This window comes from Pigmentibacter sp. JX0631 (assembly GCF_029873255.1).
In the GTDB taxonomy this organism is placed as follows: domain Bacteria; phylum Bdellovibrionota_B; class Oligoflexia; order Silvanigrellales; family Silvanigrellaceae; genus Silvanigrella.
The window spans coordinates 372,501-395,438 of sequence record NZ_CP123622.1 but is presented as its reverse complement, the minus strand read 5'-3'; the positions used below and the strand labels follow the sequence as shown (position 1 = coordinate 395,438).

At 30.1% G+C, this 22,938-nt stretch carries 21 protein-coding genes (1 of these 21 cut by a window edge); 8 read left to right on the top strand and 13 right to left on the bottom strand.

What is annotated here, in order from left to right; genetic code table 11:
* Positions 1–2: 2 nt before the first annotated feature.
* Positions 3–920 carry an outer membrane protein assembly factor BamD gene (gene bamD / locus QEJ31_RS01655; RefSeq protein WP_280592049.1) on the bottom strand — a complete coding sequence of 306 codons (918 nt, stop codon included), beginning with the start codon at positions 918–920 and terminating at the stop codon, positions 3–5.
* A 106-nt stretch (positions 921–1,026) separates the two neighbouring features.
* Complete coding sequence (locus tag QEJ31_RS01650; RefSeq protein WP_280592048.1) at positions 1,027–1,998, bottom strand: polyprenyl synthetase family protein; 972 nt, start codon at positions 1,996–1,998, stop codon at positions 1,027–1,029.
* Between the two features lie 162 nt (positions 1,999–2,160).
* Between QEJ31_RS01650 and rpmG the strand changes: the two genes are divergently transcribed.
* Entirely contained in the window at positions 2,161–2,328 is a 168-nt protein-coding gene (gene rpmG / locus QEJ31_RS01645) for a 50S ribosomal protein L33 (protein WP_158998551.1), read from the top strand.
* Positions 2,329–2,507: 179 nt separating this feature from the next.
* Here the strand turns inward: rpmG and QEJ31_RS01640 are convergent, their stop codons facing one another.
* Positions 2,508–3,119 (bottom strand): TetR/AcrR family transcriptional regulator, encoded by a 612-nt coding sequence (locus QEJ31_RS01640; RefSeq protein ID WP_280592047.1) that lies wholly within the window; start codon positions 3,117–3,119, stop codon positions 2,508–2,510.
* A gap of 96 nt (positions 3,120–3,215) precedes the next feature.
* On the opposite strand from QEJ31_RS01640, the gene QEJ31_RS01635 reads away from it, so the two are divergent.
* Both QEJ31_RS01635 and QEJ31_RS01630 read left to right on the top strand, forming a co-directional pair.
* A complete protein-coding gene (locus tag QEJ31_RS01635; RefSeq protein WP_280592046.1) occupies positions 3,216–3,581 on the top strand; it encodes a hypothetical protein in 366 nt (121 codons plus the stop codon).
* 362 nt (positions 3,582–3,943) lie between these two features.
* The gene (locus QEJ31_RS01630; RefSeq protein ID WP_280592045.1) at positions 3,944–4,876 is read left to right on the top strand and encodes a hypothetical protein; all 933 of its coding nucleotides are present in this window, start codon (positions 3,944–3,946) and stop codon (positions 4,874–4,876) included.
* 8 nt (positions 4,877–4,884) lie between these two features.
* Here QEJ31_RS01630 and QEJ31_RS01625 read toward each other — a convergent pair whose 3' ends face one another.
* The 3 genes from QEJ31_RS01625 to QEJ31_RS01615 all read right to left on the bottom strand — a co-directional run bounded on the left by QEJ31_RS01625 (position 4,885) and on the right by QEJ31_RS01615 (position 10,314).
* Positions 4,885–5,988 (bottom strand): HAMP domain-containing sensor histidine kinase, encoded by a 1,104-nt coding sequence (locus tag QEJ31_RS01625; protein ID WP_280592044.1) that lies wholly within the window; start codon positions 5,986–5,988, stop codon positions 4,885–4,887.
* A gap of 32 nt (positions 5,989–6,020) precedes the next feature.
* A complete protein-coding gene (gene lon, locus QEJ31_RS01620) occupies positions 6,021–8,519 on the bottom strand; it encodes an endopeptidase La (protein WP_280592043.1) in 2,499 nt (832 codons plus the stop codon).
* A 112-nt stretch (positions 8,520–8,631) separates the two neighbouring features.
* Positions 8,632–10,314 (bottom strand): aminotransferase class V-fold PLP-dependent enzyme, encoded by a 1,683-nt coding sequence (locus QEJ31_RS01615; RefSeq protein WP_280592042.1) that lies wholly within the window; start codon positions 10,312–10,314, stop codon positions 8,632–8,634.
* A gap of 215 nt (positions 10,315–10,529) precedes the next feature.
* Between QEJ31_RS01615 and QEJ31_RS01610 the strand changes: the two genes are divergently transcribed.
* Positions 10,530–10,865, top strand: a complete 336-nt coding sequence (locus QEJ31_RS01610; RefSeq protein WP_158998560.1) for an HU family DNA-binding protein — start codon at positions 10,530–10,532, stop codon at positions 10,863–10,865.
* A 16-nt stretch (positions 10,866–10,881) separates the two neighbouring features.
* Here QEJ31_RS01610 and QEJ31_RS01605 read toward each other — a convergent pair whose 3' ends face one another.
* Positions 10,882–11,223: an integration host factor subunit alpha gene (locus QEJ31_RS01605; RefSeq protein ID WP_280592041.1), complete on the bottom strand. Its 342-nt coding sequence runs from the start codon at positions 11,221–11,223 to the stop codon at positions 10,882–10,884.
* 256 nt (positions 11,224–11,479) lie between these two features.
* Between QEJ31_RS01605 and trpS the strand changes: the two genes are divergently transcribed.
* Positions 11,480–12,523, top strand: coding sequence for a tryptophan--tRNA ligase (trpS, locus tag QEJ31_RS01600; protein ID WP_280592040.1), 1,044 nt, complete (start codon positions 11,480–11,482; stop codon positions 12,521–12,523).
* Between the two features lie 37 nt (positions 12,524–12,560).
* Here trpS and pyk read toward each other — a convergent pair whose 3' ends face one another.
* From pyk to QEJ31_RS01575, 5 genes are read right to left on the bottom strand one after another with little or no spacing between them, the layout of a single operon-like run.
* Positions 12,561–14,009 carry a pyruvate kinase gene (gene pyk, locus QEJ31_RS01595; protein WP_280592039.1) on the bottom strand — a complete coding sequence of 483 codons (1,449 nt, stop codon included), beginning with the start codon at positions 14,007–14,009 and terminating at the stop codon, positions 12,561–12,563.
* Entirely contained in the window at positions 13,996–14,226 is a 231-nt protein-coding gene (locus QEJ31_RS01590) for an exodeoxyribonuclease VII small subunit (protein ID WP_280592038.1), read from the bottom strand. The genes pyk and QEJ31_RS01590 overlap by 14 nt, the downstream gene beginning before the upstream one ends.
* Positions 14,227–14,258: 32 nt before the next feature.
* The gene (gene xseA / locus QEJ31_RS01585) at positions 14,259–15,692 is read right to left on the bottom strand and encodes an exodeoxyribonuclease VII large subunit (RefSeq protein WP_280592037.1); all 1,434 of its coding nucleotides are present in this window, start codon (positions 15,690–15,692) and stop codon (positions 14,259–14,261) included.
* Positions 15,689–17,704, bottom strand: coding sequence for a hypothetical protein (locus QEJ31_RS01580; RefSeq protein ID WP_280592036.1), 2,016 nt, complete (start codon positions 17,702–17,704; stop codon positions 15,689–15,691). Before QEJ31_RS01580 ends, xseA begins: the two co-directional genes overlap by 4 nt.
* Complete coding sequence (locus QEJ31_RS01575) at positions 17,701–18,900, bottom strand: hypothetical protein (protein WP_280592035.1); 1,200 nt, start codon at positions 18,898–18,900, stop codon at positions 17,701–17,703. Before QEJ31_RS01575 ends, QEJ31_RS01580 begins: the two co-directional genes overlap by 4 nt.
* A gap of 121 nt (positions 18,901–19,021) precedes the next feature.
* On the opposite strand from QEJ31_RS01575, the gene QEJ31_RS01570 reads away from it, so the two are divergent.
* A complete protein-coding gene (locus QEJ31_RS01570) occupies positions 19,022–19,204 on the top strand; it encodes a hypothetical protein (RefSeq protein ID WP_280592034.1) in 183 nt (60 codons plus the stop codon).
* A gap of 195 nt (positions 19,205–19,399) precedes the next feature.
* Here the strand turns inward: QEJ31_RS01570 and QEJ31_RS01565 are convergent, their stop codons facing one another.
* Positions 19,400–20,683 carry a DUF1343 domain-containing protein gene (locus QEJ31_RS01565; protein WP_280592033.1) on the bottom strand — a complete coding sequence of 428 codons (1,284 nt, stop codon included), beginning with the start codon at positions 20,681–20,683 and terminating at the stop codon, positions 19,400–19,402.
* Positions 20,684–20,957: 274 nt separating this feature from the next.
* On the opposite strand from QEJ31_RS01565, the gene QEJ31_RS01560 reads away from it, so the two are divergent.
* Positions 20,958–21,932, top strand: a complete 975-nt coding sequence (locus QEJ31_RS01560; RefSeq protein ID WP_280592032.1) for a flagellin — start codon at positions 20,958–20,960, stop codon at positions 21,930–21,932.
* A 175-nt stretch (positions 21,933–22,107) separates the two neighbouring features.
* On the top strand, positions 22,108–22,938 hold the 5' portion of the coding sequence (locus QEJ31_RS01555) for a pyridoxal phosphate-dependent aminotransferase (RefSeq protein WP_280592031.1). Its footprint extends 384 nt past the window's final position; the window shows 831 of its 1,215 coding nt (coding positions 1–831); it begins with the start codon at positions 22,108–22,110; the stop codon falls past the right edge of the window.

The window sequence follows — 22,938 nt, the reverse complement described above, 5'->3', positions numbered from 1 at the left end:
CTCTATTTTGCATCTCGCATACGTAATAGTCCATCCCTGGCATTTTGCGCATCTGTGCTTTGGGGGGAAAGAGTTATGACTTCTTGATATATTTGAGCAGCTTTAGATTTGCTATTTAACTTTTCGTAAGTTTGGCCTTCTAATAATTTAGCGTGTGTTAATTCAGGTGAATTTGGAAACTTAATATAATAAGTTCTTAATTCGTTTAGAACATTATTATATTCCCCTAAGCGGAGCCATGCTTCACTTGATAATAAATATGAATGACCTTTGTCATCGAAATTAGGATAATTTTTTTTCAATTTATTGAGTTCTAAAATTGCCTCACCATATTGTGCTTGTCTAAGTTTTATTTCAGCTTCTGCTATTAATTGAGTTGGTCCTGTAGGATCTGCTAAATTTGTTTCTTTCATTTGCATAGAAGAAGTATTTGGTAAAATAGGACTTTCTTTTTTCTCAAAATATATGTCCCGGCCTTCGTTCATGTCAGGTAACATTGATAAGCCAATTTGTGCGGGCGATTGCTTCTCACTAGGCTGGTCTTCAAATATCCCTGAACGAATACCTCGTTTTATGATTTCAATTTCTTTTTTATTGGTCGCTAATTGTTCCGTTAAACTACTTACATCATTTTTTAAAATGGATATAATTTTTTTTGAAACATTATTATCTTGAGTTAAATCATTTATAAGGTAATTTAATTTTTTCACCTGATTTTCTAAATCAACAATACGAAATTCATGGTTTTTTCCTGAAGATTCTAAAACATCTAACTTAGAATTCCCCGCAAGTCGATTTCCTTCTGCGCTATCTGTATTTTCTGAAAGTAATTTTTCTTCATTATAATCACTCATTCTACTAACACATGAAATTAATGAAAAAGAAACAAGCATCAGAAAAACAAAAAAGTTCTTAGTCATGCCAATTGCCCTAATAGTTTCGAGAAGTAATTTTTCTTATTAATAATAATAAAATTTGTTAACTATTAGGATGAATATTTTGCCTTAGATAGTATTTTTTCTCTAATTAATATTTTCTCACTAGCAATTGTTCTAATTGTTGAAAAAGTAAATTTTTATAAATCTCATTTTCAGAGTTAGTAGGTAATTTTTCAAAAACACCTTCTAGTAACGTATAAGCTCTGGATGTAAATTCTGTGGCCAAAATTTGAGCTTTTTCTAATCCTAGTATTGCTACTGAAGTTGCTTTGCATTGTTCTTGATCTTTTCCAGCCGTTTTTCCTAAACTTTGGCTAGAGGCAGTTATATCTAAAATGTCATCAATAATTTGGAAAGCAATTCCGACGAATTCTCCCGCTTGTCGTAATTTGTCTTTATTTATTTTTAAATTTTCTTGATTATCAACTTTTTCTAGTACATTTAAACCGCAAATATACCCTAATACAAAAGCGCATCCGAGCAGTCTACCTGTTTTGTTTTTGTGAATTAATTCAATTTGCTCCCAGGAAAGATCTTGTTTTCCTGTAAAACTGATATCAAGCCACTGTCCAGCAATCATTCCCTGAATACCTGAGCAATAACTTAATTCCTGGACTAGACTTTGCAAATACTCTGAAACCTTGCACTCAGTTTGAGCTAAACGGAAAAAAGCTTCAGTCAATAAAGCATCTCCAACGAGTAGTCCTTTTGCTTCTCCGTAAATTTTGTGGGTAGTTGGTTTGCCTCTTCGTAAATCATCATTGTCCATACATGGTAAGTCATCGTGAACTAGTGAGTAAGTGTGTATCATCTCTAGTGCCAAAGCTGCATTTCGAGCATTTTGAATGGCTTTTTCTCCTCCAAAAGTTCCGGCACAAAGAAGAGTAAGTAAAGGGCGAATTCTTTTACCACCAGCAGTTAATGGGTACTGTATGGCTGCAGCTATTTCAGAAAATTCTTGGTGGCAAATATTTTCTTTCACAACAGTTGAATTTGTCGCTAAAATATCGTCTTCAATTATTTTAATAATATTTTCAATATGTTGGAGTGAATTTGCCATTTGCCATTTTATCCTTTCCGATACAGAGCATAATCAATAAAACCTTTTGCTGTATCATATGCTGACAGAAACTGCTTGCAAAATTCTAATTTTATTTGTACGTTTTGCGCCACTGCGTTTTTATATGCGTGTGCACAGATATTGAAACTAGGAGTTAACTAAATGCGTGATATCATTAAATTAATTTGTAGTGGTGATGGCAAGATTGCATGTTCTGGGAACAATCTTTATTCAACTACAAAAAATAAAAAGGCTTCCACTAAAAAGCTTGAACTAAGAAAATATTGTAAGTATTGCCGCAAGCATACTATCCACAAGGAAAGCAAATAAGCTTTCTCTTTTAAAAAAGCCGCATTAGCAATAATGCGGCTTTTTTAATTTTCAACCAGTTTAAAAAATGTATCCCACCGAGATTTATAATGTTCAGTTTTTTCTAGTATTTGCATATGCCTCTATCCTGAAGCGCATGTTTTTCTTCAATATTTAAATATATTTTGGTTTTCAAGTGATTATTTTCGAAAAATATTAACTAGTATTTGTTTAAGAAAGTTTTCAAATTCTTCTGCCTTCCACAGTCTTTCTGCGACTAGTAATTGGTAAAAATTTCTACTTGTTAGAGCCCAAAAAATATCACGTGCTTTTTGAAGTTCCATTTGGTTACAATTTTTAATATCGCCTAAAATTAGTTTCACCATTTCTTCTTGGCGTGAATATCTCCGTTCTTCTAATTCTTTTTGTATTAAACTTAATTCATTAGAAATACCAGTTAAACCATTTAAAGTGTTAATTAAATTTTGTTCTGCAGAATAAATTTGGGAAGTCATTTTAGCAGCTTGAGCTAATTTTTCTTCTAACGTAGCGGATGACTTTGTTTCTATTACTAATTGAGAAAATTTTTCTGCGTCTGTGGCTGAATCTAGTAAAGATTTTAAAATACCGAGCTTTGATTTGAAGAGCGAATAAATTGTTGGAGTTGAAACGCCCGCAGTTGCGGCAATTTGTGGAACCGTAATGTCATTATAATTAAATGAAATTAATAATTTTTTTGTAGCTTCTAGAATTCTAGTCTTTGTATTTATTGCTTGTTGTTTTCTATTTTGTGCTTGATATGTGCGTTTCATAAATCTCCTTGACATATAATCTAGATGAACCTATATTAAATATAGTATACTATATTTAATATAGGTTCATCTAGATTACTAATTTAAGAGGAAAAAATGCGAAAAAGCAATATTGAATTAGCAAAACAGTATTATGCATGGATTGTAGAAAAAAATATCAATAATTTAAGCGAGTTGCTTGACGAAGAGATTGAATTTGTAGGACCTATGAGCTCAATCAAAAAGAAAGAAAATGTTTTGCGAGCTATCGAAGGATATTCTCAAATAGTTCAAAACATTGAGATTCTAGAAAGCTTTGCTAATGGGGAAAAAGTATTGTTAACTTATCTGTTAACTTTTCAAAATAAAACTTCTCGAGCTGCTGTACAGCTTAATTTTAAAAATCATTTAATAGAGAAGTTAGAACTTTATTATGACCCCACTCCTTTTATAAATTTTCGAGAAAGAATTTTTAGTAATTAAAGAAACAGAATGATTTATCTAAAATTTTCAGAAAAAATTTAGAAATATTTATAGATTAGATCTTCTCGAAATAATTTAAGTATGAAAAAAATAGTAAACTAATTATATAAAAATTAATTTACTATTTTAATTTTTATATAGTTTAGTTTTATATCTAAAGATATCCAAAGAATGTTTTAATGCATTATAATTACTATTTAACTAGTTTTAATTAAATAAAAAAATAAAATTTCAAAATAAAAATACTTCCTTAAAAATTTGACTAAAAAAAAATAAAAATATATTAAATTTTTGTTACTTTTATTAATATTAATTAAATTAACTGTGTTCTAATTGTTTTAATATAAAAATTTGGAGAATATATGAAAAATAAATATCTTTATTTAAGTGTTTTGATGGGTTTATCAGTTTATTCATCTAATTCACTTGCAAATGAAGTATATCTCTCTTGTGACAAAAATGATATTTTAGTGAGCTATGATAAAGGAAGTAATGTTGCTACTTATCAAATTAATAATAAAAACCTTATAAATGAAGTTAAAAGATTTTTGCCTAATTTAACACAAAATCAAATAGATATTCTGAAAGAAAATAACTCTATTGAGTTTTTAAGTAATAATACGATTATGAATGGAAACTATTCGAGTCTTAATTCTTCTTATTTTTCACAAGTAACAGAATTAAAACAAAAAGAAACAAATAGAAGTTATTTAATCCTTTCTTCTAGAGTAAAAAATGGACTTGCTTTAGAAGTACATGAATACAATCCAAGTAATTTTTCAGTTGCTATGCCTATAACTACATCACCACTTGTTCAATGGAACTTTAAGAAGTGTGAGAAAAAGAACGCTGTAAATTCAGAGTATGATCCTTTTAGTTTTGGTAGTCAGAAAAAGAATCAAAAAAATAATACTATTGCGAGTAATAAACCAGCAAATTTAACAGAAGTATCAAAGAAATTGTTTGATAGACGGGTTGGGTATTTAAAAGATAAAAATATAAGTGGAATTTTATCTGACTATAGTGATGATGCGCAGTTAATTATTAATGGTAAAGTAATTACAGGAAAGAGCAATATCGAACAAGTTTTTGTTAAAATTGCGGCTGCTTCTGCTGCTATTGAAGGCTATAGTATAAATAAATTTTTAATTTCTGATCAAATTATATATTTAACTTGGAATGTAAAAGTAAACGGAATAGATTATAACATTGGTAGTGATACTTTTGTGGTGATTAACGGAAAAATTAAATATCAAGTAATAACAGCGGATGAAAATTTATTTAAAAATATGTAAATTATACTTTATAATTTTTTAGGAAATTTTAAGGTAAACGTAGTACCTTCATTTATAATTGATTTTACCTTAATTTCTCCGCCATGCTGTTTAACTAAGGAATAGGTAATTGATAATCCTAATCCAGTACCTTCACCTATTGGTTTAGTGGTAAAAAAGGGATCAAAGATTTTATCAATATTTTCTGGTTTAATTCCAGAACCCGTATCTTCAATTACTATATAAATATTTTTTTGATCTTCATATTTTGAAAACGTAATAACTCCACCATTTTTCATAGCTTGAATTGCATTAGTTATCAAATTTAAATAAATTTGCCCTATTTGCCCTGAATTACCAGAAATAATTCCTTCTGTATTACTAATTTCCCAAACAGTTTGTATATGTTTTTGTTGTAAAAATCCTTTTGCAAGTTTTAATGTTTTTTCTAATTCGAGAACTAAATTTATCTCTGTAAAGAGTTCTATTTTTCCATCTTGTCTTGCAAAACTTAATAAATTTTCAACTATTTCTTTACATTTTTTCGCACCAATCTCTATTTGTTGCAAATCTTCTTTGTGCCTATCAGTAGAATCTAATTCACTTAGTAATATTTGAGTAAAAGCAAGTACTCCTGCTAATGGACTGTTTAGCTCGTGCGCTATACCACCTGCGAGTTTTCCAATTGCAGCTAATTTGTCTGCATGTGCTAAACTTTTCTGCAGTTGTTTTTGTAGAGTAATATTCCGATAGTGGATAACATATCGACCTTCTTTGTGTTCAGGTGTTTTTTCCATTACATGCGCACGTATTGTGAATGTTTCATTTGGAAATAAATGTTCGCTAGTCCATTCTATGTCAGGTCTGTTAACTTTCGCTTCGTTAAGTAAACAGTCTTTGCAAGGTTCATTTTTATTTGCAAAAGCGGAATAACATTTTTTGTTAATTAATGTATTATAAGTAGCTTTGGGATTAAATTTTTTTGCGATTTGTAAATAGGATTTATTGATTCGTAATATATTGTAGTGATTATCAATAAACACCAATGGATCTGCAATGGTATCAATCATTGCCAACCACTGATGTTTTAAATCTTCTAAATCTAATTTCTCTAAGTCATTATTTTTTTTCATAAGCTCCGCTCAGAAGGTTCATGAAAATAAAATTAATGGTGTAAAGGAGTTGGATTACCTTTATTCGCTACGGCTGCAATTCCTATTTGCGCATTTTTTAACTTGGTTTCAAGAGCATCATTAGATTCCCAAGCAATAGCATGCAGAAGGACTGTATCCATATGATCAACTGGAATAATTTCTAAATCTTGTAAGATATTTTTAGGAATTTCGAGTAAATCTCTTTCATTTTCTTTAGGAATGATTACTTTTTTAATTCCGCCTCTATGCGCTGCAAGAAGTTTTTCTTTTAATCCCCCAATTGGTAATACTCTTCCACGGAGGGTAATTTCCCCGGTCATTGCAACTTCTCGATTAAATGGTTTTTTTGTTAGAGCACTAACTAAAGCAGTCGCCATTGTAATCCCTGCACTTGGCCCGTCTTTAGGAATTGCACCTTCTGGAAAATGGACATGAATATCAATTTTAGAATAAAACTCATCTTCTAAGCCTAAAAAAGTACCTCTTGATCTGACATAACTGAAAGCAGCTTGAGCTGATTCTTGCATGACATCGCCAAGTTTACCAGTAATTTTTAAGTTACCTTTTCCGCTCATTACAGCTACTTCAGTGACTAAAAGATCGCCACCCACTTCAGTGTATGCAAGACCTTGTCCAACACCTATTTCATTTTTAGATTCTTTTTCTCCAATACTATGCTTTCTAGGGCCGAGATATTTTTGCACTAATGCTCCATCAATTAATGGAGCTTTTAACCCTTCTAAGGAAACGGCTTTTGCAGTATTTTCTGTTTCTTTATTTTCTTTATTTTCTTTTGCTTTACTAGATTTTTTATTAATAGTTTTAAGCAAATCCCGGGCAATTTTTCGGCATATGCTAGAAATTTCACGTTCTAAATTTCTGACTCCAGCTTCTCTAGTATAGTAACGAACAAGTTCTTCTAAAGCTGAATTTTCAAATTTTAGTTCAGATTTTTCTAGTCCGTTTGACTTAATAGATTTTAACACCAAATGTTGTTGAGCAATATTTATTTTTTCTTGTTCCGTATAGCCACTCAAATGAATGATTTCCATTCTATCAAGTAAAGGTTTTGGTACGCCGTTTAAACTATTGGCTGTTGCAATAAATAATATTTGAGAAAGATCGTAATCTAAGTCTAAGTAGTGATCATTAAAAGCATGGTTTTGTTCAGGATCAAGAACTTCGAGCATAGCGCTAGAAGGGTCTCCACGAAAGTCAGAGCTCATCTTGTCAATTTCATCTAACAAGACAACGGGATTTCCGCTCCCCGACTTTTTAATTGCATTTAATATTTTTCCAGGCATAGCGCCAATATATGTTCTACGATGCCCTCTTATTTCAGCTTCATCTCGGACTCCACCTAGTGCAATGCGTGAAAAATTGCGTCCTGTTGAGCGTGCGATGCTTTTTGCTAAACTCGTTTTTCCAACTCCAGGGGGGCCAACTAAACATAGTATTGGACCTTTAATTTTGTCTGATAGACTAGTCACTGCTAAATATTCCAAAATTCTTTCTTTTACTTTTTCTAAGCCAAAATGATCTTCATTTAATACTTCTTCAGCAAACATTTGATCTTTTATGGTTGGCGCATAATCAGCCCAAGGCAATGAGAGAACTGTATCAATATAATTTCTTACAACAGTTGCTTCAGCGCTCATTGGACTCATGCTGCGTAGTTTTTTAACTTCTTTTTTAAGTTTTTCTTTCGCTTCTTCACTAAGTTTTTTAGTTTTAATTTTACTTTCAATTTCTGCAATTTCTGTTCTGATGTCATCAGAATTGCCTAATTCTTTTTGAATAGCGTTCATCTGTTCGTTTAAGTAATATTCTTTTTGAGTTTTTTCCATCTGGCGTTTAACACGCGCTCTGATTTTCTTTTCAACTCGCAAAATTTCAATTTCTGACTGAATTATACTAAATATTTCTTCTAATCTTTTAGCAGGATCGATTGTTTCAAGAATTCTTTGCTTATCGGCAAGTTTTAAATTAGCTAATTGCACAACTAACGTATCAGCTAAACGACTTTCATCTTCAATACTTGAAATTGAAAATACCATTTCTGGCGGGACTTTTTTATTTAATTTAACATAAGTATCAAATGCTTGTTTTACCGTTCTCACAAGAGCTTCATTTTCAGCTGAACGTCCATTAGGTTCTTGTACTTCGGTAATTTCGACTACAAGCATTTCGTTAGCTTCAACATACTTGGAAATACGCCCCCTTTTTTTTCCTTCGACTAGAATTTTAACGGTTCCATCTGGTAAGCGAAGAAGTTGCAATATTTGAGCTATCGTTCCAAATTCATAAATTTCTTCTGGAAGAGGATCATTAGATTTTGGTTTCTTCTGTGCAGCAAGGAATATTTCTCTATTTCTCGCCATAGCATCATCCAAAGCTTTGATGCTCTTTTCACGACCAACAAACAAAGGGACGACAGTATGCGGAAAAACCAACAACTCCCTCAGGGGCAAAAGTGGTAATGTTCGGCTTGTCGTTTTTTTATCAGCCATATTGAGTTACTCCTTTGCGGTCATGTTAAAATTAAACCCATTCCTTCATTTTAAGACATTTGTGAGGATACGCAACACCATTTCCATTTAACTATTTAAGACTTAAATATGATTAAATAAAATCCTTCAACTCTGGCACCCTTTTTAAGAAACCTTTCCCTTTTTTTTGCAAAAACTCATTCCCAAGAAACTCCTGTTCCTTTAAGATGTCGGTTAAAATTTTTTTATTTGTGAGAGGGTTAAAAGGAATTGCTCTAAGGACGACAATTTCTTGGCTTGGATAAACAGTTTCTAAAGTTGTTCTTGAGACAAAACTTTTTCCCGACTGTCTTTGTTTTTTTTGGATATAAATGTTTAACTCATTAAGAAATAAATTTATTTTAATTAATAAATTCAGTAATTTTTTGTCACTAATATCATTATTATCATTTCTGAGTTGATTATTAAATATTTTAAAAATCTTACTGTTTTTCTGGAAAAAGTTTTTTAAAATTTTGCCTGTATATCGATAGGTAACAATATTTGTCTCAGGAAAACTTGTTAACTCAAATGCTAAACTTTTCTCAATCAGTTTTGCTAATTGTGAAGTATTACTAATAGCTTTTAAAATTAATTGATTATAACCATTTTTACCCAGTGCCTTAAAATGAAACCATAATTTTAAAGAGTCAAATCTTCTGCTGCCTTCGATCGTTGTTCTGCCTAAGTCAATACTCCCCTTGCGGATAATATAGTTAGCATTGTGTCTAATAGAGTCTAAAGCGTTTTCGTCTTTAAATAAAACAGCGCTGTGTGACATTGATAAATACATGAATTTATGCCCGTCGATAACAACAGAATCTGCAAAAGAAATTCCTTTTAGTAAATTACGCTTTTTATTGGAAAGCAATAAGGCTCCTCCCCATGCGGCATCTACATGAAACCATATTTTGTACATTCGACAAATTTTAGCGAGTTCTTCTAAATCATCAATATTTCCAGTTTCTGTAGTCCCTGCAATACCAACTAATGCTATTATTTTTGTTTTAGTATTAAGCAGATTGTGAATTATTTTTTTTAATTCCACGATATTTATTTTATTAGTAAAAGCTTCGCAAGGTATGCTAATAATATTATCTTCACCTATGCCAAGAATAGTAGCTGCTTTTTTTATTGAGTAATGCCCACGTTGACTAACTAAAATCACTGTGCGCTGAAAGCCTGAATTAAGTAAGGCAGCATATACCCCCTTTTTATGAACCTCTGGAAAAGCTTTATTTCTGGCAACAAGCAGAGCTGTTAGGTTACCTAATGTCCCTCCACTGCAATAATTTCCCAGAGCTTTATCAGCATTATTTATAATATTTTGATAAAATATCTTATTTCTTTTATAGACAAGTTTATGAAGCCATGTAAGGGTTTGCCATTCCACATAAGTGGCAGAAAGTCCAGTTTCAATTTTAACTACATTTTGATTTAAAGTGCTTATTAATAAGTCACATAGTAAAGAAAAGCTAGGCGTTGCGCCTGTCATATGACCAATAAAGTTAGGATGAGATACTTTTACAGAATTTTTAACAATATTGTCAATTGTTTCCTGTAAAACTTTGGGTATTTTTTCACCTTTCAAGGGAACCAATGGCGAAGAAAATAATTTTGAAATTTCTTTCGGGGAAATTTCGCCGTAGATTTTTTTTCCATTTTTATTGTATAAAAAATTGAGTGAAGCATTTAAAGTAATAGTTGCCCATTTATTAAACTCTTTCTCGTTTGCTTCTGGAAAGAAGTATTTAGAAATTAAAGAAGATTTATTCATAATAATGTGCTGTCCCAATTTATCCATTAAGCAGATGTCAATGCGAATTCATATATGAATCAATCTAAAATTGACACAAATTTATTAATAAATTTTCTTTTCGGAAAATTTGATCAGATTTTTTTACTGCAATTCTTGCATTATCAAAGAATGAATTGTAAATACAAATTTCCGGGCAATCGGTATCATTAATTAACACATGGAGTTTTTCTATTATGGCAAAAAGCAAAAGTACATTAACAACTGTTCCAACTAGTGCAATCATTGCAGATGTTTCAGCTAGATTTGAACAATTACCAAAGAAAATTACTAAAGAAGTAATTTCAGCATTTCTTGAAGCTATTGAAGACAATGTTGCTGGTGGGCATAAAGTACGTATTGATAAAGTAGGTATTCTTACTTGTAAAGACCGCGCTGCTCGTAAAGGCCGCAACCCACAAACAGGTGAAGAAATTAAAATTCCAGCTTCAAAGAAAATTAGTTTCCGCGTTGCGAAGTCTTTAAAGGAAAGAGTTGGAGTGGCTAAAAAATCTGCAGCTAAAAAGAAATAATTTAAATTATTTCTTTTTACTCATTATATTCTTCTTCATGAGTACCCGCCATTACAACCTTACTATCATCTAGATTAGCGTTGTTTACAGCCTCTCTTAGTTTTTCAGAAGGATGGAAGGTGACTACTCTACGAGCGGAAATTTCAATTCGCTGTCCTGTGTGAGGATTTCTCCCTGGACGGCTTCTTTTTTCACGTACTACCCATTTTCCAAAACCGGAAATTTTTACTTCTTCTCCGTTTTCAAGTTTAGATTTGATAGATTCTAAAATAGTTTCCACCAAGTTCTTTGCTTCTTGCGAAGAAAATTGAGTCTTAGAACGAATTAATTCGACAATTTTGTCTTTTGTTAGAGTCATAATCACCCTCTTATAGATAACAAGCAAGAACTTTTATAGTTCTATTTTTTCACATTTATCAGGACAAACACAATCCCCATCAGTGTCAACTTTTCTCCTGTGGTCAATAGCCTTTACGACAAAAAATAGGAAAAAGGAAGCTTTTCTTGCTTACCATTTTTTTTTCTAAAATGCACTTAATTGTAATTAAAAGTTTAACATGGTATAGCTACCGCTTGTATATTCGCCTTTTACAGACTTTAGGAGTCGCTTGAAAATGAAAGAAAGCACACAAAAACTTGAAAACCTTGATATTCAAAAAATGAAAAGTAATAAAAAGCGATTTTTAACAGGTATTAAACCTACAGGAGAAGTCCATATTGGAAATTATTTTGGCGCAATAAAACCCTGTATTGAACAATCTCAAGACCAAAATAATGAAGTTATCCTGATGTGTGTTGATTGGCATGGTTTAACAAATAAAACAGAAATATTTCGTCCAGGTGAATTATCACATCCATTAATAGCACTGTATCTGGCTTTAGGTTTTAACATAAATGATAATTCTATTGTTTTGCAAAGTAATTTTCCACAAATTCAAGAAAACTCTTGGTATTTATCATGTGTAACAGCCTCAGGAATGCTAGAACGCTCACACGCTTATAAAGATGCTCTAGCAAATGGAAAAACACCTACTGCCGGTTTGTTATTTTATCCCGCATTAATGTCTTCAGATATTTTAACTTTCGATTCTCAATTTGTACCTGTTGGAAAAGATCAAGCGCAACATTTGGAATATGCTTCGGATATGGCTCAATTATTCAACAATGCAGTGAAAAAAAATGTTTTTAACATTCCTAAAGCGATTATCCAAGAAACACCTACTCTTGTCGGAACTGATGGCGAGAGAAAAATGAGTAAAAGTTACGACAACGTCATACCTATTTTTTCTTCTAAAAAAGAATTAGAACGAAAAGTAAAAGAAATTAAAACAGATTCAAAAGGTTTAGATGATCCTAAAGATCCTGAAACCTGTACGATATTTCAAATTTTTAAATCTTTTGCTTCACCACAAGCAATTTCTTACATGCAAGAAAGACTAAAAAATGGTACTGGCTATGGCTATGGTCATGCAAAAAAAGATTTCATAGAAGAACATGAAAAAGTATTTGGAAACTATCGTGAAAAATATGAGTATTACTTAAGTGACATCGACGCGGTGAAAAAAATATTGCGCCCAGGCTATGAACGGGCGCAATATTATGCAGAACAAGTAACAAAACGCGCCAGAGAGGCTTTGAATCTAAAAAATTATTGGTAATTATTTTAATCTTATTTAATGAACGCCAAAGGCTGGTTTAAAGAAAATCAGCCTTTGTTACTCTATGAACTTTCAAAGTGTTTGTTGGTAACATTTGGCTAACTGGAATGCCTCCTGTTATTAAAATAAGATCACCTTCTTTTACAAATCCTTCTTTTACTAAATATTTTCCAATTTCTGAAAATGCAGTATCCGTATCATAAAAAATATTATTCAAAACCCCTAGCACTCCACGTACTAAACATAATTTTCTGACAACATCTGGGCGTGGGCTAAAAGCAATTACGGGAGTTTGAGGGCGATATTTTGCTACATATCTAGCCATACTGCCAGTTAAAGTAAGGCAAATTATTGCTGTCGCATTCATTTTTTCTGCAAGTTCTACAGCTGTTTTAGCAAAAGCTTCCCCTGAAAACTCATTTTCATTTTCATTAAAGGGGATAGTTTCTATTGGTGCTAGTGTTTTGCTATTGTCAACCCGATTCAAAATATCACGCATAGTTGACACAGCAAGCTCAGGGTATTTACCAGAAGCGCTTTCGCCTGACAGCATTGTTGCATCGGCGTGATCAAACACAGCGTTTGCTACGTCACACACTTCCGCTTTGGTTGGTCTTCTGTGCTCAATCATAGAGTCGAGCATTTGAGTCGCAACTATGACAGGTTTGCCTTTTTTGAGGGCAGCTTCAATAATTTTTTTCTGATATGCAGCCACATTTGCAAATCCGCATTCAACACCTAAATCACCACGAGCAACCATAATTCCATCAGAGACATCACAAATTTCATCGATATAATTAATTGCACCAAGCATTTCTACTTTTGTTACTACAGGAGTATCTGCTCCTAGGGCACGTAACATCATTTTTAGTTTTGCAACATCGCTTGGAGTTTGGACAAATGAAAGAGCAACGTAGTCAACTCCTTGCGCCACGCCAAATAATAAGTCACGAATATCTTTTTCAGTTGTTGCGGGTATAGAAAGATGGCATTCAGGAAAGTTTACGCCTTTGCGAGATTTTAAAAAACCACCATGCGTAACTTCACAAATGACATCAGATCCTTTTATATCAATAATTTTCATTGCTAAAAGACCGTCATCTAAGAGGATTCTGGCTCCAACTTTTACATCGTTTGCGAGTTCACGATAATCAATTGGAATAAATTCATTTGAAGTTTGCTCTGGCGCATAACGTAAAGTTAAAATTTGACCCCGGATAATCTTAATTCCGCCATCCTTTAATTTTCCGGTTCTTATTTTTGGACCTTGAAGATCTTGTAGTATGGCTACTTGCTTATTTTTTTCACGTGAGATTTCTCGGATGAGCGCTATATTAGCGGCGTGCATCTCGTGGTCGCCATGTGAAAAATTTAATCGCGCTACATTCATTCCGGCATCAATTAGCTTTGAAATCATTTCCTTATTGCTTGAAGAAGGCCCTAAAGTACAAACAATTTTTGTTCTGGGTAATTTATTGAGATCCATTGTTCTCCTCACTAGAATTTAAGTTTAAATTTCTTGAATTAATTATTTGTTCAATTTGAATTTCTGCACTGAAGAGTTGAGACTTTAACTTTTCTATTAAGTTATAAGCTTCTGTTAATTTTTGGGAAAGCTCATCAATAGGAATGGTTTCATTTTCCATCTTCATTAAAATGTCATTAACTTGTTTTAATAAGACTGGATAACTTTGATTTTCCATAGAAATTCCATGTTTTAAATTTAAAAGTCTAACTAAGTAGATTCTCTACTTTCGCTTACTGCTTTCACTTTGACTTCTACAAAGATATGGTGATTTTCGCAATCACCAGCGAATTTAAGTTTCAAGTTTTTTGAAAAAGATTCTTGCAAAAAATGCTTTCCTTGTAAAAGATTACCTTGTTCATCGTAAACTAAAGCAAATCCTCGTTGCAGATTTTGTTCTATGCTTGATTTGATTATTTTCAACATTTTTTCAATATTTTTAATATTTTTTTGCTCTGTTTGGATTCTGTTGATTGCTATTGATGTACACTTCTCTTGAAGCAATAAAACAAGATTCTTTTCTTTTGCGAGTCTTTTTAGTAAATAATAAGTAATATTATCAATTCTTTGAAAAAATAATTGGTAAGAATTCAGAACCGAATCTGTTAAAATTCCTGCTGCTGCTGTGGGAGTTTTCTCAGCGATATTGGCAACCTCATCAGCAATACTGTTATCGTCAAAATGACCTATAGCCGTGATAACGGGAATAGGGCTTAAAGCTATTTGTTCTGCGATGGCAAAATCGTCAAACCAACGCAAATCTAATTTGCTTCCTCCTCCCCTTGTTATAACGACACAATCAAAAGAATGAATATTTTTTGCTATGATTTGAAACGCTGAAACAATATTTTCGGAAGTTTTTTCCCCTTGCATATTACAGTCAAATACGGTTACTTTGAAAGAAATTTTTGATAAAGAAAGTTCATCTAGAAAATCTGAGTATGCCCTGCTATCTTTTGCTGTAAACAATGCAATTTTTAAAGGATATTGTGGAAAAGGTAATGCTTTATTTTTATGATACAGCCCTTTTTTCTTTAAAGACTGAACTATCGCAAGACGCTGAAGGGCTAGTTCACCTTGAGTAAAGTTTATATCGATATTTTCAACAATTCCGACAATTTTTGCTCCTTCTTTGCGAAACTCACAGCGAATTAGTATTTTGATTTTTGTACCATCAGAAAGCAAAATTTGATTTAATTTAGGTTCCAAAATTTTCTTTCCATTAGCCCAAATAATACATGGAATACTAGCTGCTTTATTAAAGTTAGATAAAGCTTGTTCTTTATCTACTAATTCAAAAAAAAGATGACCATTGCTTTGTTTTAAATTAGTAATTTCTCCACATATCCAATAGTTTTGTTGCAAATTTTTTGAAAGAATACTATTTATAATTTGGAGAAAATTAGTTACTGAATACGAATCAACAGGTTTATAATTTTCTTCTTGGTTTAATATTTCTACTTGATCTTCAAAAGAAAATCCTAATTTTTTAAGACTATCAATATTGGTTTCTGTTAATAAAAACCACCAATTTTTTGCTAATGGGTCCCATTTTCCTCCAATATTCTTTATTTTTTCTTTTAAATTAAACGTATTTCCACTAAGAATTATTTTTTGTTCTTGTTTATTATATAAAAGTTTCATTTTTTTTCTTTGTAAGATATAAAGTACTGCAAATTGTCAGGAATTTTAGGGAAAAAATGTGAAATTATTTTTAAATCAAAATCATTACTTATATGATCATTTGCATGATTTTCATAAGATTTTAATAAATAAAAATCACTTGAATTATTGATCGTAAACAAATTATTTGTAATAAAGTTAGGATTTGGTCTTAATAAAAACTCACCTACTCTGAGTTGCAATTGATCCAAATTTTTATTATCCTTAAAAAATTCGAGTTGAAAATTATTTGCAAAATGCTCAGAATACAATAAGCAATTCACTTGTAGTTTTGAGATAGCACTTTCACTCTGTACTTTCAAATCCGCAACATAAGATTCTGATTTTGAGTCAAAATAAATTTGCCAAATTTTTATATTATAGTCTGAAAAGCAACGGGCAATTTTGTCTTTAGTAGAAATTTTAAACTTTATAGTCTTAAAATTGTAAAAAGAAAATGCTAAATCTTGTAACTGATATTTATCTCTTTCTTCATCTATTTTTTTTATATAATCAGGAAAATAGGTTAATGGAATGAAAAATTTTTCATTTGTAAAATAGTAATTATTTTTGAATAAAAAATACTCTTCATTTGGTGAATGAAATACGATAGTTTGTGATTCTTTGTAATTAAATACTTCTGTTCCTTTGATATAAGAAATTATTAAATTAATTAATAGGTTTTGAGAAACAGGACTGTCTTCCTTGATACTACTTAATGAATTTAGAAATAATTTATTTACGGAATTACTTAAGGCAGCAATAATTGAAAAATTCGATTTTAATTGATCTGAATTAAAGGTAAAGTCATATGAGTTTAGAAAAAATACATTCGTATTTTTGTCAATGCTTTTTAATGTGTTTAATAAATTTTCTTCAGAGAAACTTTCATTTTCAATATTTATACTTATGAAGTCTTGAGTTGTGTTATTAATAATTTGAGATAATGAGTCTGAAATATTAGAAAAAGACCTTTTTCTATTTATTGAAATATATTGATTTGCATTACTTTCATTTAATTTTTCTGAAGGATTTTCTGAAATATTTATTTTTAAAAGTGATTTATAATTACTGTTTATAATTTTAAATAAATATTTAAAATTTTCATTAAAAATATCATTTGATTTATATGTAAATCCATTGTTTATAAATGAATTATTTGCTTCAAGTGATAAAATATTTTCTTTGTAGTTTGTGGATAAAGGAAATGAGTTTCTATTTAAAAATAGGTTACTGCTTTGGTATATATTTTTTATTTCATTAAAGAATTTATCTGATAACTTTTTATACCTAAAAGTGATGAATACTGATTTTTTATTGGGATTATTTTTCTTTATTCCATGAAAAATAAGTGCGCCAGATGAATTTTTTGTCCATGAAATAGTAAGTAATTTTGCATTAAAATTATCAGGTATTTTTATTTCTGTGTAATTATTGTTATTAATTTCAAATTGTAACTTTCCATTGTTTTCAAAAGTTAGTATGACATGGCTTGGAGTTTCGTTTTTATTTGCTGCAATTCCTTTATTTTCAAAAACTAGGGTTTTTGATTTTATTAAATCATAACATTCACATGATATACTTTCATTTGGTAAAAGTATAATAGAGGTGGTCTCAATTAGTTCTTTTTTATTGTTACTCAAAGAGTAAATAATTTTTTTTTGTAAGCTATTAGTTTTTTCGATACTATTAATTGAATTATCTTTCATTAATTCAACATTTATTTCTTGTTTTTTAAAATGTTTATTGTATTTAAAATGATCGAAAATATATTTATCTTCTTGAAGATTGGTTATGTTAAGAAGGAACATATTTTTATTAAATTGATTTTTTTCTATAAATTCATCTACTGAAAGGTTCTGGATTGTTTCTATAAATATATTTTGCTTAATCAAAAAATAGTAGATTGCATTTCTAAATATGTATAAAGATGATAAAAATAAAAGAAAAAATAGAATAACGTATGGGTATTTTTTTTCATGAGATTTTTTCATGTTTTTTCCGAATATAATATAAATATTTTTTCAAAAAATTGTTTGTTGATGAAAAAATTAATGTCGTTAAATAAACTTTTTTCTATCTGTTTAGAACAATTTGAATTTAATTCTTTATAATTTGAAATTATTTTTTGAGGAAAATCTCTTTTATTACTTTCATAAAAGTAACTTTCATCTCTGCCTTCATTTGAAATACATTTGTAGTATCTTTTTAACCCTAATGCTTGATTTATATTATCATTAAAGTTAAGAGAAACTCTGTCATTTATAAGATTAAATACTTTGTTTGAATTAAGACTATTATTTTCCTCAAAGTAGTTGAATTGAATATCATTTTTGTAGTTGTTAAAAAATATATTTCCTAAATTAATTATATTTTGTAGCGGCAAATTTGGCGAAGATTTTTTAGTAAGTTCAATTAATTCTGTTTTTTTATTTTTTTTGATAGGGAGTATATTAATATTTATTTCTTGAGACTCAAGAGTTTCATTGATTTTTTCAATGATTTTTATTAAATTTAAAGAATCAAATTTATCTGGAAGGACTGTAACAATTAATTTTTTTCTATCACTTTTTCCATTTAATCTTAAATAAAAATCTTCTAATATGATGTCACTTATATCTTCAACTTTATTCAAGCAAAGTGCAACTGGAAAAAATTTCAGGAGAATCGAATTTGGAAGAAATATGAGAATAGGATTTAAGTTTTGCAAAAAAAAGTAATTTTTTAAACTTTGGATGTTATTATCGCATTGTACTCCTGAGTCAAAATATTTACTTAATGAAGCAATACTTGAAGGATTACTTATATTGCTAAAAGTAATTTCTAAATTTTTATTTCGCACTTTTTTCATATGTTCTTCTAAGGAAATATAAAAAGAAGAATTGGGAATATCATTTCTAATACCTGATTCAAAAGGATACAGCCCTGTTAGAAGAGATATGTAATTTGCTAACTGAATGTTTGACACAAGAGCTACTTCATAAGAGTTATAAATAAAGTTTTTTTCTAGATATTTAAATTCATTTGATTTTTTAAAATTTTCAAATTTTGTATCATTTTCGTTTTCAAGAATGAATAAAATACTGGTGTTTTTTATATTTTCTTTGCTTTCAATTCTAAAATTTTCTGTTTTCTTCCAGTCATAGATTAAAAAAGTTATAATACCAGCAAATAAAAAAATTATTCTCAATTTCTTTTTGTATAAATTCTCATTAATATTAACAAAAAATATCATAAATGAAATAATAAAAAATATTATAAATAAAAAAACTAGAATTCCGGAAGTATTTACTACTAGTGATGAGTTTACGGTGTTTTTTCCAAAAAAATATCCTGAAAAATTTGTCGAAAAAATAAACAATATTATTACAACTAAAGTAAAAAAACGTTGTACTTTTATTTGTGATTTTATCAACAAAATACCTATGCAAAATCTTATTACAATTGAAGGTATTATTAGTGAAATAAAATTTAATGTAATTAAAGTTAAGTAATCTTTAAAAGATAAAATTGGTAAATTTATTATGTCTATGTTTAAAGGGAAGTAACTTAAAAAGTTTTTCTGCCAAGAATAATAAGTTATAAGATTTATTAGTATACAATAAAGAATAAGAAATAAGGAAGTAAAATAAAAAAAGCTTCTATCCAATAAAAATTTGGATATATTGGTTACAGTGGATTTAGAAAGACTATGTCTGCTCATCCTGTTCTCTATAAATTAAAAGTTCCTCAACTTCATTTATAAAATTTTGCGCACTTTTATCTGAAATAGCAAGTTGTTCTTTTAAAAGAGTCAAATCCCAATCTGATGACAGTTCATTAAAAAAATTTAACCAACGATCAGTACCATAAATTAGATTAATAGGTAAGTCGGTGTAATTATATTCATAGCCTGGTTCAGACCATTTGAAAGTTTCTCTGTGATGAAAGTTACAAAAAGTTAAAAATGAAATCCCTAAATTGAATAGATTGATGTTCTGTGGGTTTTCAATATGAAATTGCAGACCATAGCATATTTGATTATGATGTTTATTAAATGTTGGTCTAAAATTGTGCGGACGAATAACAATAGCGGAAGGATTTTTTTTATCATTTAAATAGATTTCTTTAAATTTATTTAAAAATTTAAGGCAGTCAATATTGTTTAACCATGGTGCTCCTATCAATTGAAAGGGTACAGTAGTTCCTCTCCCTTCACTAATATTAGTTCCTTCAAGACTGACAAAAGAAGGGAAAAAATATGCAGATTCCCAACATGGAATATTAGGAGAAGGCATTGCCCAATTAATTAATTTATATGAAGATATATCGTTTTTTCGTGAAAGATTATCTACAGAGATAACTTGATAATCAACATTTAACTTATCATATTTTATGAAATAGTGCCCCAATTCACCCATTGAAAGACCATGACGCATTGGTATATCGTACCAGCCTACAAAACTGTGCCATTTTAAATTAAGCCTATCACCCTCGACGAAATTCCAATTTTTATTGACTTTATTTTTTACGCATAACCCTAAAGGATTTGGTCGATCTAATACAACAACTTTCTTTGCATATTTTGCAGCAGCTTTTAAACAAGCTGCTAGTGTCAACATATAAGTATAAACCCTACACCCTATATCTTGTAAATCAACAATTAAAGTATCAATATTTTGGAGTTGCTCTGCAGTTGGTTCTCTTGTTTTAGAATAAAGGCTATAAAGAGGAATTTTTTTCCCATCATAAAACGTGTAGTAATCATCTGGAGTTTCTCGCATATTATCTTGCTCTGTTTGATAGTAACCATGTTGTGGGCCAAAAATGCAAGATACTTCTGATGTATCTAGTTGTTTAGTTGCAGCATAAATAATTTCACAACTTGCTTCATAGTTTGAAGTAATGGATGTTTGATTTACTACAATTCCGATTTTACCAAATCCAGAAACAAGTTTTGGATTATTTTTAATTTTGTCTATACTTGGCTGCATTAAGAACCTCTCAAATATCTTTTGTTCTAGTAATAATTTATAATTGCGTCTTATGCTTGTCTTAAGCAAATATTGCCTATTTAAGAAGAAGAAACTCTCTCCGAATTTTTAGGCAGTCCTTGTTTATGATGGCACAATAAAATTTAAAAATAAATTTTAATGCCACCGTAAAGTGAAGAAAAATCATTTACGTTTTTACAAATAAGGAAATGGCAATCAGGAGGATTGCTCACTCCACTTTGTGGGGAAAAAGATTTCATGGAGGAAACAGAGTATGGGTTTGCGAATTCAGACCAATATGCAGTCTCTTAACTCTCAACGGGTTTTACATCTTTCAACAATGGCGAATGATTTGTCTATGGAAAAATTAAGTTCAGGATATCGAATCAATAGAGCAGCTGATGACGCAGCAGGTCTTGCTATTAGCGAAAAAATTAAAGCAGATATTCGTGGTTTAAATATGGCTAAAAGAAATGCGAACGATGGTATTTCTATGGTGCAAGTTGCAGAAGGTGGAATGAACGAAATTGGAAATATTCTAAATCGTCTTCGTGAACTTTCTGTACAAGGTGCTTCAGATACAATAGGTAACAATGAACGTGACTTTATTAATAAAGAATATGTTGCTTTAAAAGATGAAATTGATCGTATTACTAATTCAACAGAATACAATGGTAGTTTGTTGCTAATTGGAAAAAATGCGGAAGATAAAATTCCTGATCCAATGATGTTAAATCGTGCAAATACTCCTCCTTTTGAAGTTCAAGTTGGTAAAAACTGGTATGAAGGTGTTGATGCAATGGGTATTGACAACCCATTTGGAAGAAACCCAGTAAACATTATTAGAATTAAATTTGATCAAATTGATACAAGTACAGTCGGATTAAATTTAGGAAGAGGAAATGATGACTCAGAAGGATCCATTGGAGTTTTCCAACCAGATCAAAAAGATTCAACATTTTCGAAAAATAGAGCACAGCGCTCTATTGCTAAAATTGATCAAGCTATAAATACTATTGCTGGATTTAGAGCAGATCTCGGTGCTATTCAAAACAGATTGAATTCAACAATAGCAAACCTTGCTATTCAAAGTGAAAACTTTTCTGCAGCTAATAGCCGTATTCGTGATACTGATTTTGCTGAAGAAACAACAAGATATACTCAATCTAATATTCTTAAGCAAGCTGGTATTGCCGTCCTTACTCAAGCCAATCAGTCACCCCAAGCAGCTTTACGTTTACTTGGCTAATTTTGAAAGTCTCTTTGATCTTTTATTGAAGAGACTTTGCTTATAAAATAATTTTATAAATTCTTCTTAACTTTAAATAATTTTAATTTTTTATTGAATAATACCCTAGATACGTTATAAATTTTAGACAAGAAAATAAATTTTTTAATACTAATTAAAATTAGAGGATTGATTGATGGGAAAATTAAATAAAAATCAAATCGACGAATTATTTTCTAAAAAATTTTTAGAATTAAGTAACATGGGTGGTGAAATTCGTAAAATATTTATGCTTGGACAAAATTTAAAGCAGAAAAATCCAAATATTGAATTAATTGACTTATCTTTAGGCAATCCAGATCTTGAACCACCAATACAAATTAAAAATTTATTAATTCATCTATTAAACAGTAATGAAAAAGGCAGTCATAGATATATGGATGCAGCTGGATTACCTGATGTAAGAGAATTTTTAGCTAACGAATTATCAAAATCAGAAAAAGTAAACTTAACAAAAGATAATATTTTTCTGACTGTAGGTGCTGCTGGGGCTATTCAAATTGTATTTAGAACTTTCTTAGATATTAATGATGAAGTAATAATTTTTACTCCATATTTTCCTGAATACATCCCATATACTGGAAATTGTGGAGCAAAGCCTGTTTTTGTAAAATGCGATGAGTTCCATCAGCCTAATATTGAAGATTTTGAAAAAAAAATTTCAGATAAAACAAAAATTGTATTAATTAATTCACCAAATAATCCTACTGGAATTTCATATAAAAAAGAAAAACTTATTGCGATTACAAATATTTTAAATAAACAAAAAGAAAAATATGGAAGAAACATTCAACTAGTAGCGGATGAACCTTATGCAAGAGTTCTTTTTAATGAAGGAAAACAACACTCACTTTTGGAAATGTATAAATATACTTGGCTCATTAGGTCGTTTTCAAAAGACTTAGGTCTTGCTGGAGAACGAATTGGTTACTTAGCTTGGCGCAATGATCCTGAATTTCAGCAAATG

Excerpts from the sequence above, each read along its gene's own strand:
- bamD (WP_280592049.1), bottom strand. The coding sequence starts at position 920 with ATGACTAAGAACTTTTTTGTTTTTCTGATGCTTGTTTCTTTTTCATTA.
- QEJ31_RS01650 (WP_280592048.1), bottom strand. The coding sequence starts at position 1,998 with ATGGCAAATTCACTCCAACATATTGAAAATATTATTAAAATAATTGAA.
- rpmG (WP_158998551.1), top strand. The coding sequence starts at position 2,161 with ATGCGTGATATCATTAAATTAATTTGTAGTGGTGATGGCAAGATTGCA.
- QEJ31_RS01640 (WP_280592047.1), bottom strand. The coding sequence starts at position 3,119 with ATGAAACGCACATATCAAGCACAAAATAGAAAACAACAAGCAATAAAT.
- QEJ31_RS01635 (WP_280592046.1), top strand. The coding sequence starts at position 3,216 with ATGCGAAAAAGCAATATTGAATTAGCAAAACAGTATTATGCATGGATT.
- QEJ31_RS01630 (WP_280592045.1), top strand. The coding sequence starts at position 3,944 with ATGAAAAATAAATATCTTTATTTAAGTGTTTTGATGGGTTTATCAGTT.
- QEJ31_RS01625 (WP_280592044.1), bottom strand. The coding sequence starts at position 5,988 with ATGAAAAAAAATAATGACTTAGAGAAATTAGATTTAGAAGATTTAAAA.
- lon (WP_280592043.1), bottom strand. The coding sequence starts at position 8,519 with ATGGCTGATAAAAAAACGACAAGCCGAACATTACCACTTTTGCCCCTG.
- QEJ31_RS01615 (WP_280592042.1), bottom strand. The coding sequence starts at position 10,314 with ATGAATAAATCTTCTTTAATTTCTAAATACTTCTTTCCAGAAGCAAAC.
- QEJ31_RS01610 (WP_158998560.1), top strand. The coding sequence starts at position 10,530 with ATGGCAAAAAGCAAAAGTACATTAACAACTGTTCCAACTAGTGCAATC.
- QEJ31_RS01605 (WP_280592041.1), bottom strand. The coding sequence starts at position 11,223 with ATGACTCTAACAAAAGACAAAATTGTCGAATTAATTCGTTCTAAGACT.
- trpS (WP_280592040.1), top strand. The coding sequence starts at position 11,480 with ATGAAAGAAAGCACACAAAAACTTGAAAACCTTGATATTCAAAAAATG.
- pyk (WP_280592039.1), bottom strand. The coding sequence starts at position 14,009 with ATGGATCTCAATAAATTACCCAGAACAAAAATTGTTTGTACTTTAGGG.
- QEJ31_RS01590 (WP_280592038.1), bottom strand. The coding sequence starts at position 14,226 with ATGGAAAATCAAAGTTATCCAGTCTTATTAAAACAAGTTAATGACATT.
- xseA (WP_280592037.1), bottom strand. The coding sequence starts at position 15,692 with ATGAAACTTTTATATAATAAACAAGAACAAAAAATAATTCTTAGTGGA.
- QEJ31_RS01580 (WP_280592036.1), bottom strand. The coding sequence starts at position 17,704 with ATGAAAAAATCTCATGAAAAAAAATACCCATACGTTATTCTATTTTTT.
- QEJ31_RS01565 (WP_280592033.1), bottom strand. The coding sequence starts at position 20,683 with ATGCAGCCAAGTATAGACAAAATTAAAAATAATCCAAAACTTGTTTCT.
- QEJ31_RS01560 (WP_280592032.1), top strand. The coding sequence starts at position 20,958 with ATGGGTTTGCGAATTCAGACCAATATGCAGTCTCTTAACTCTCAACGG.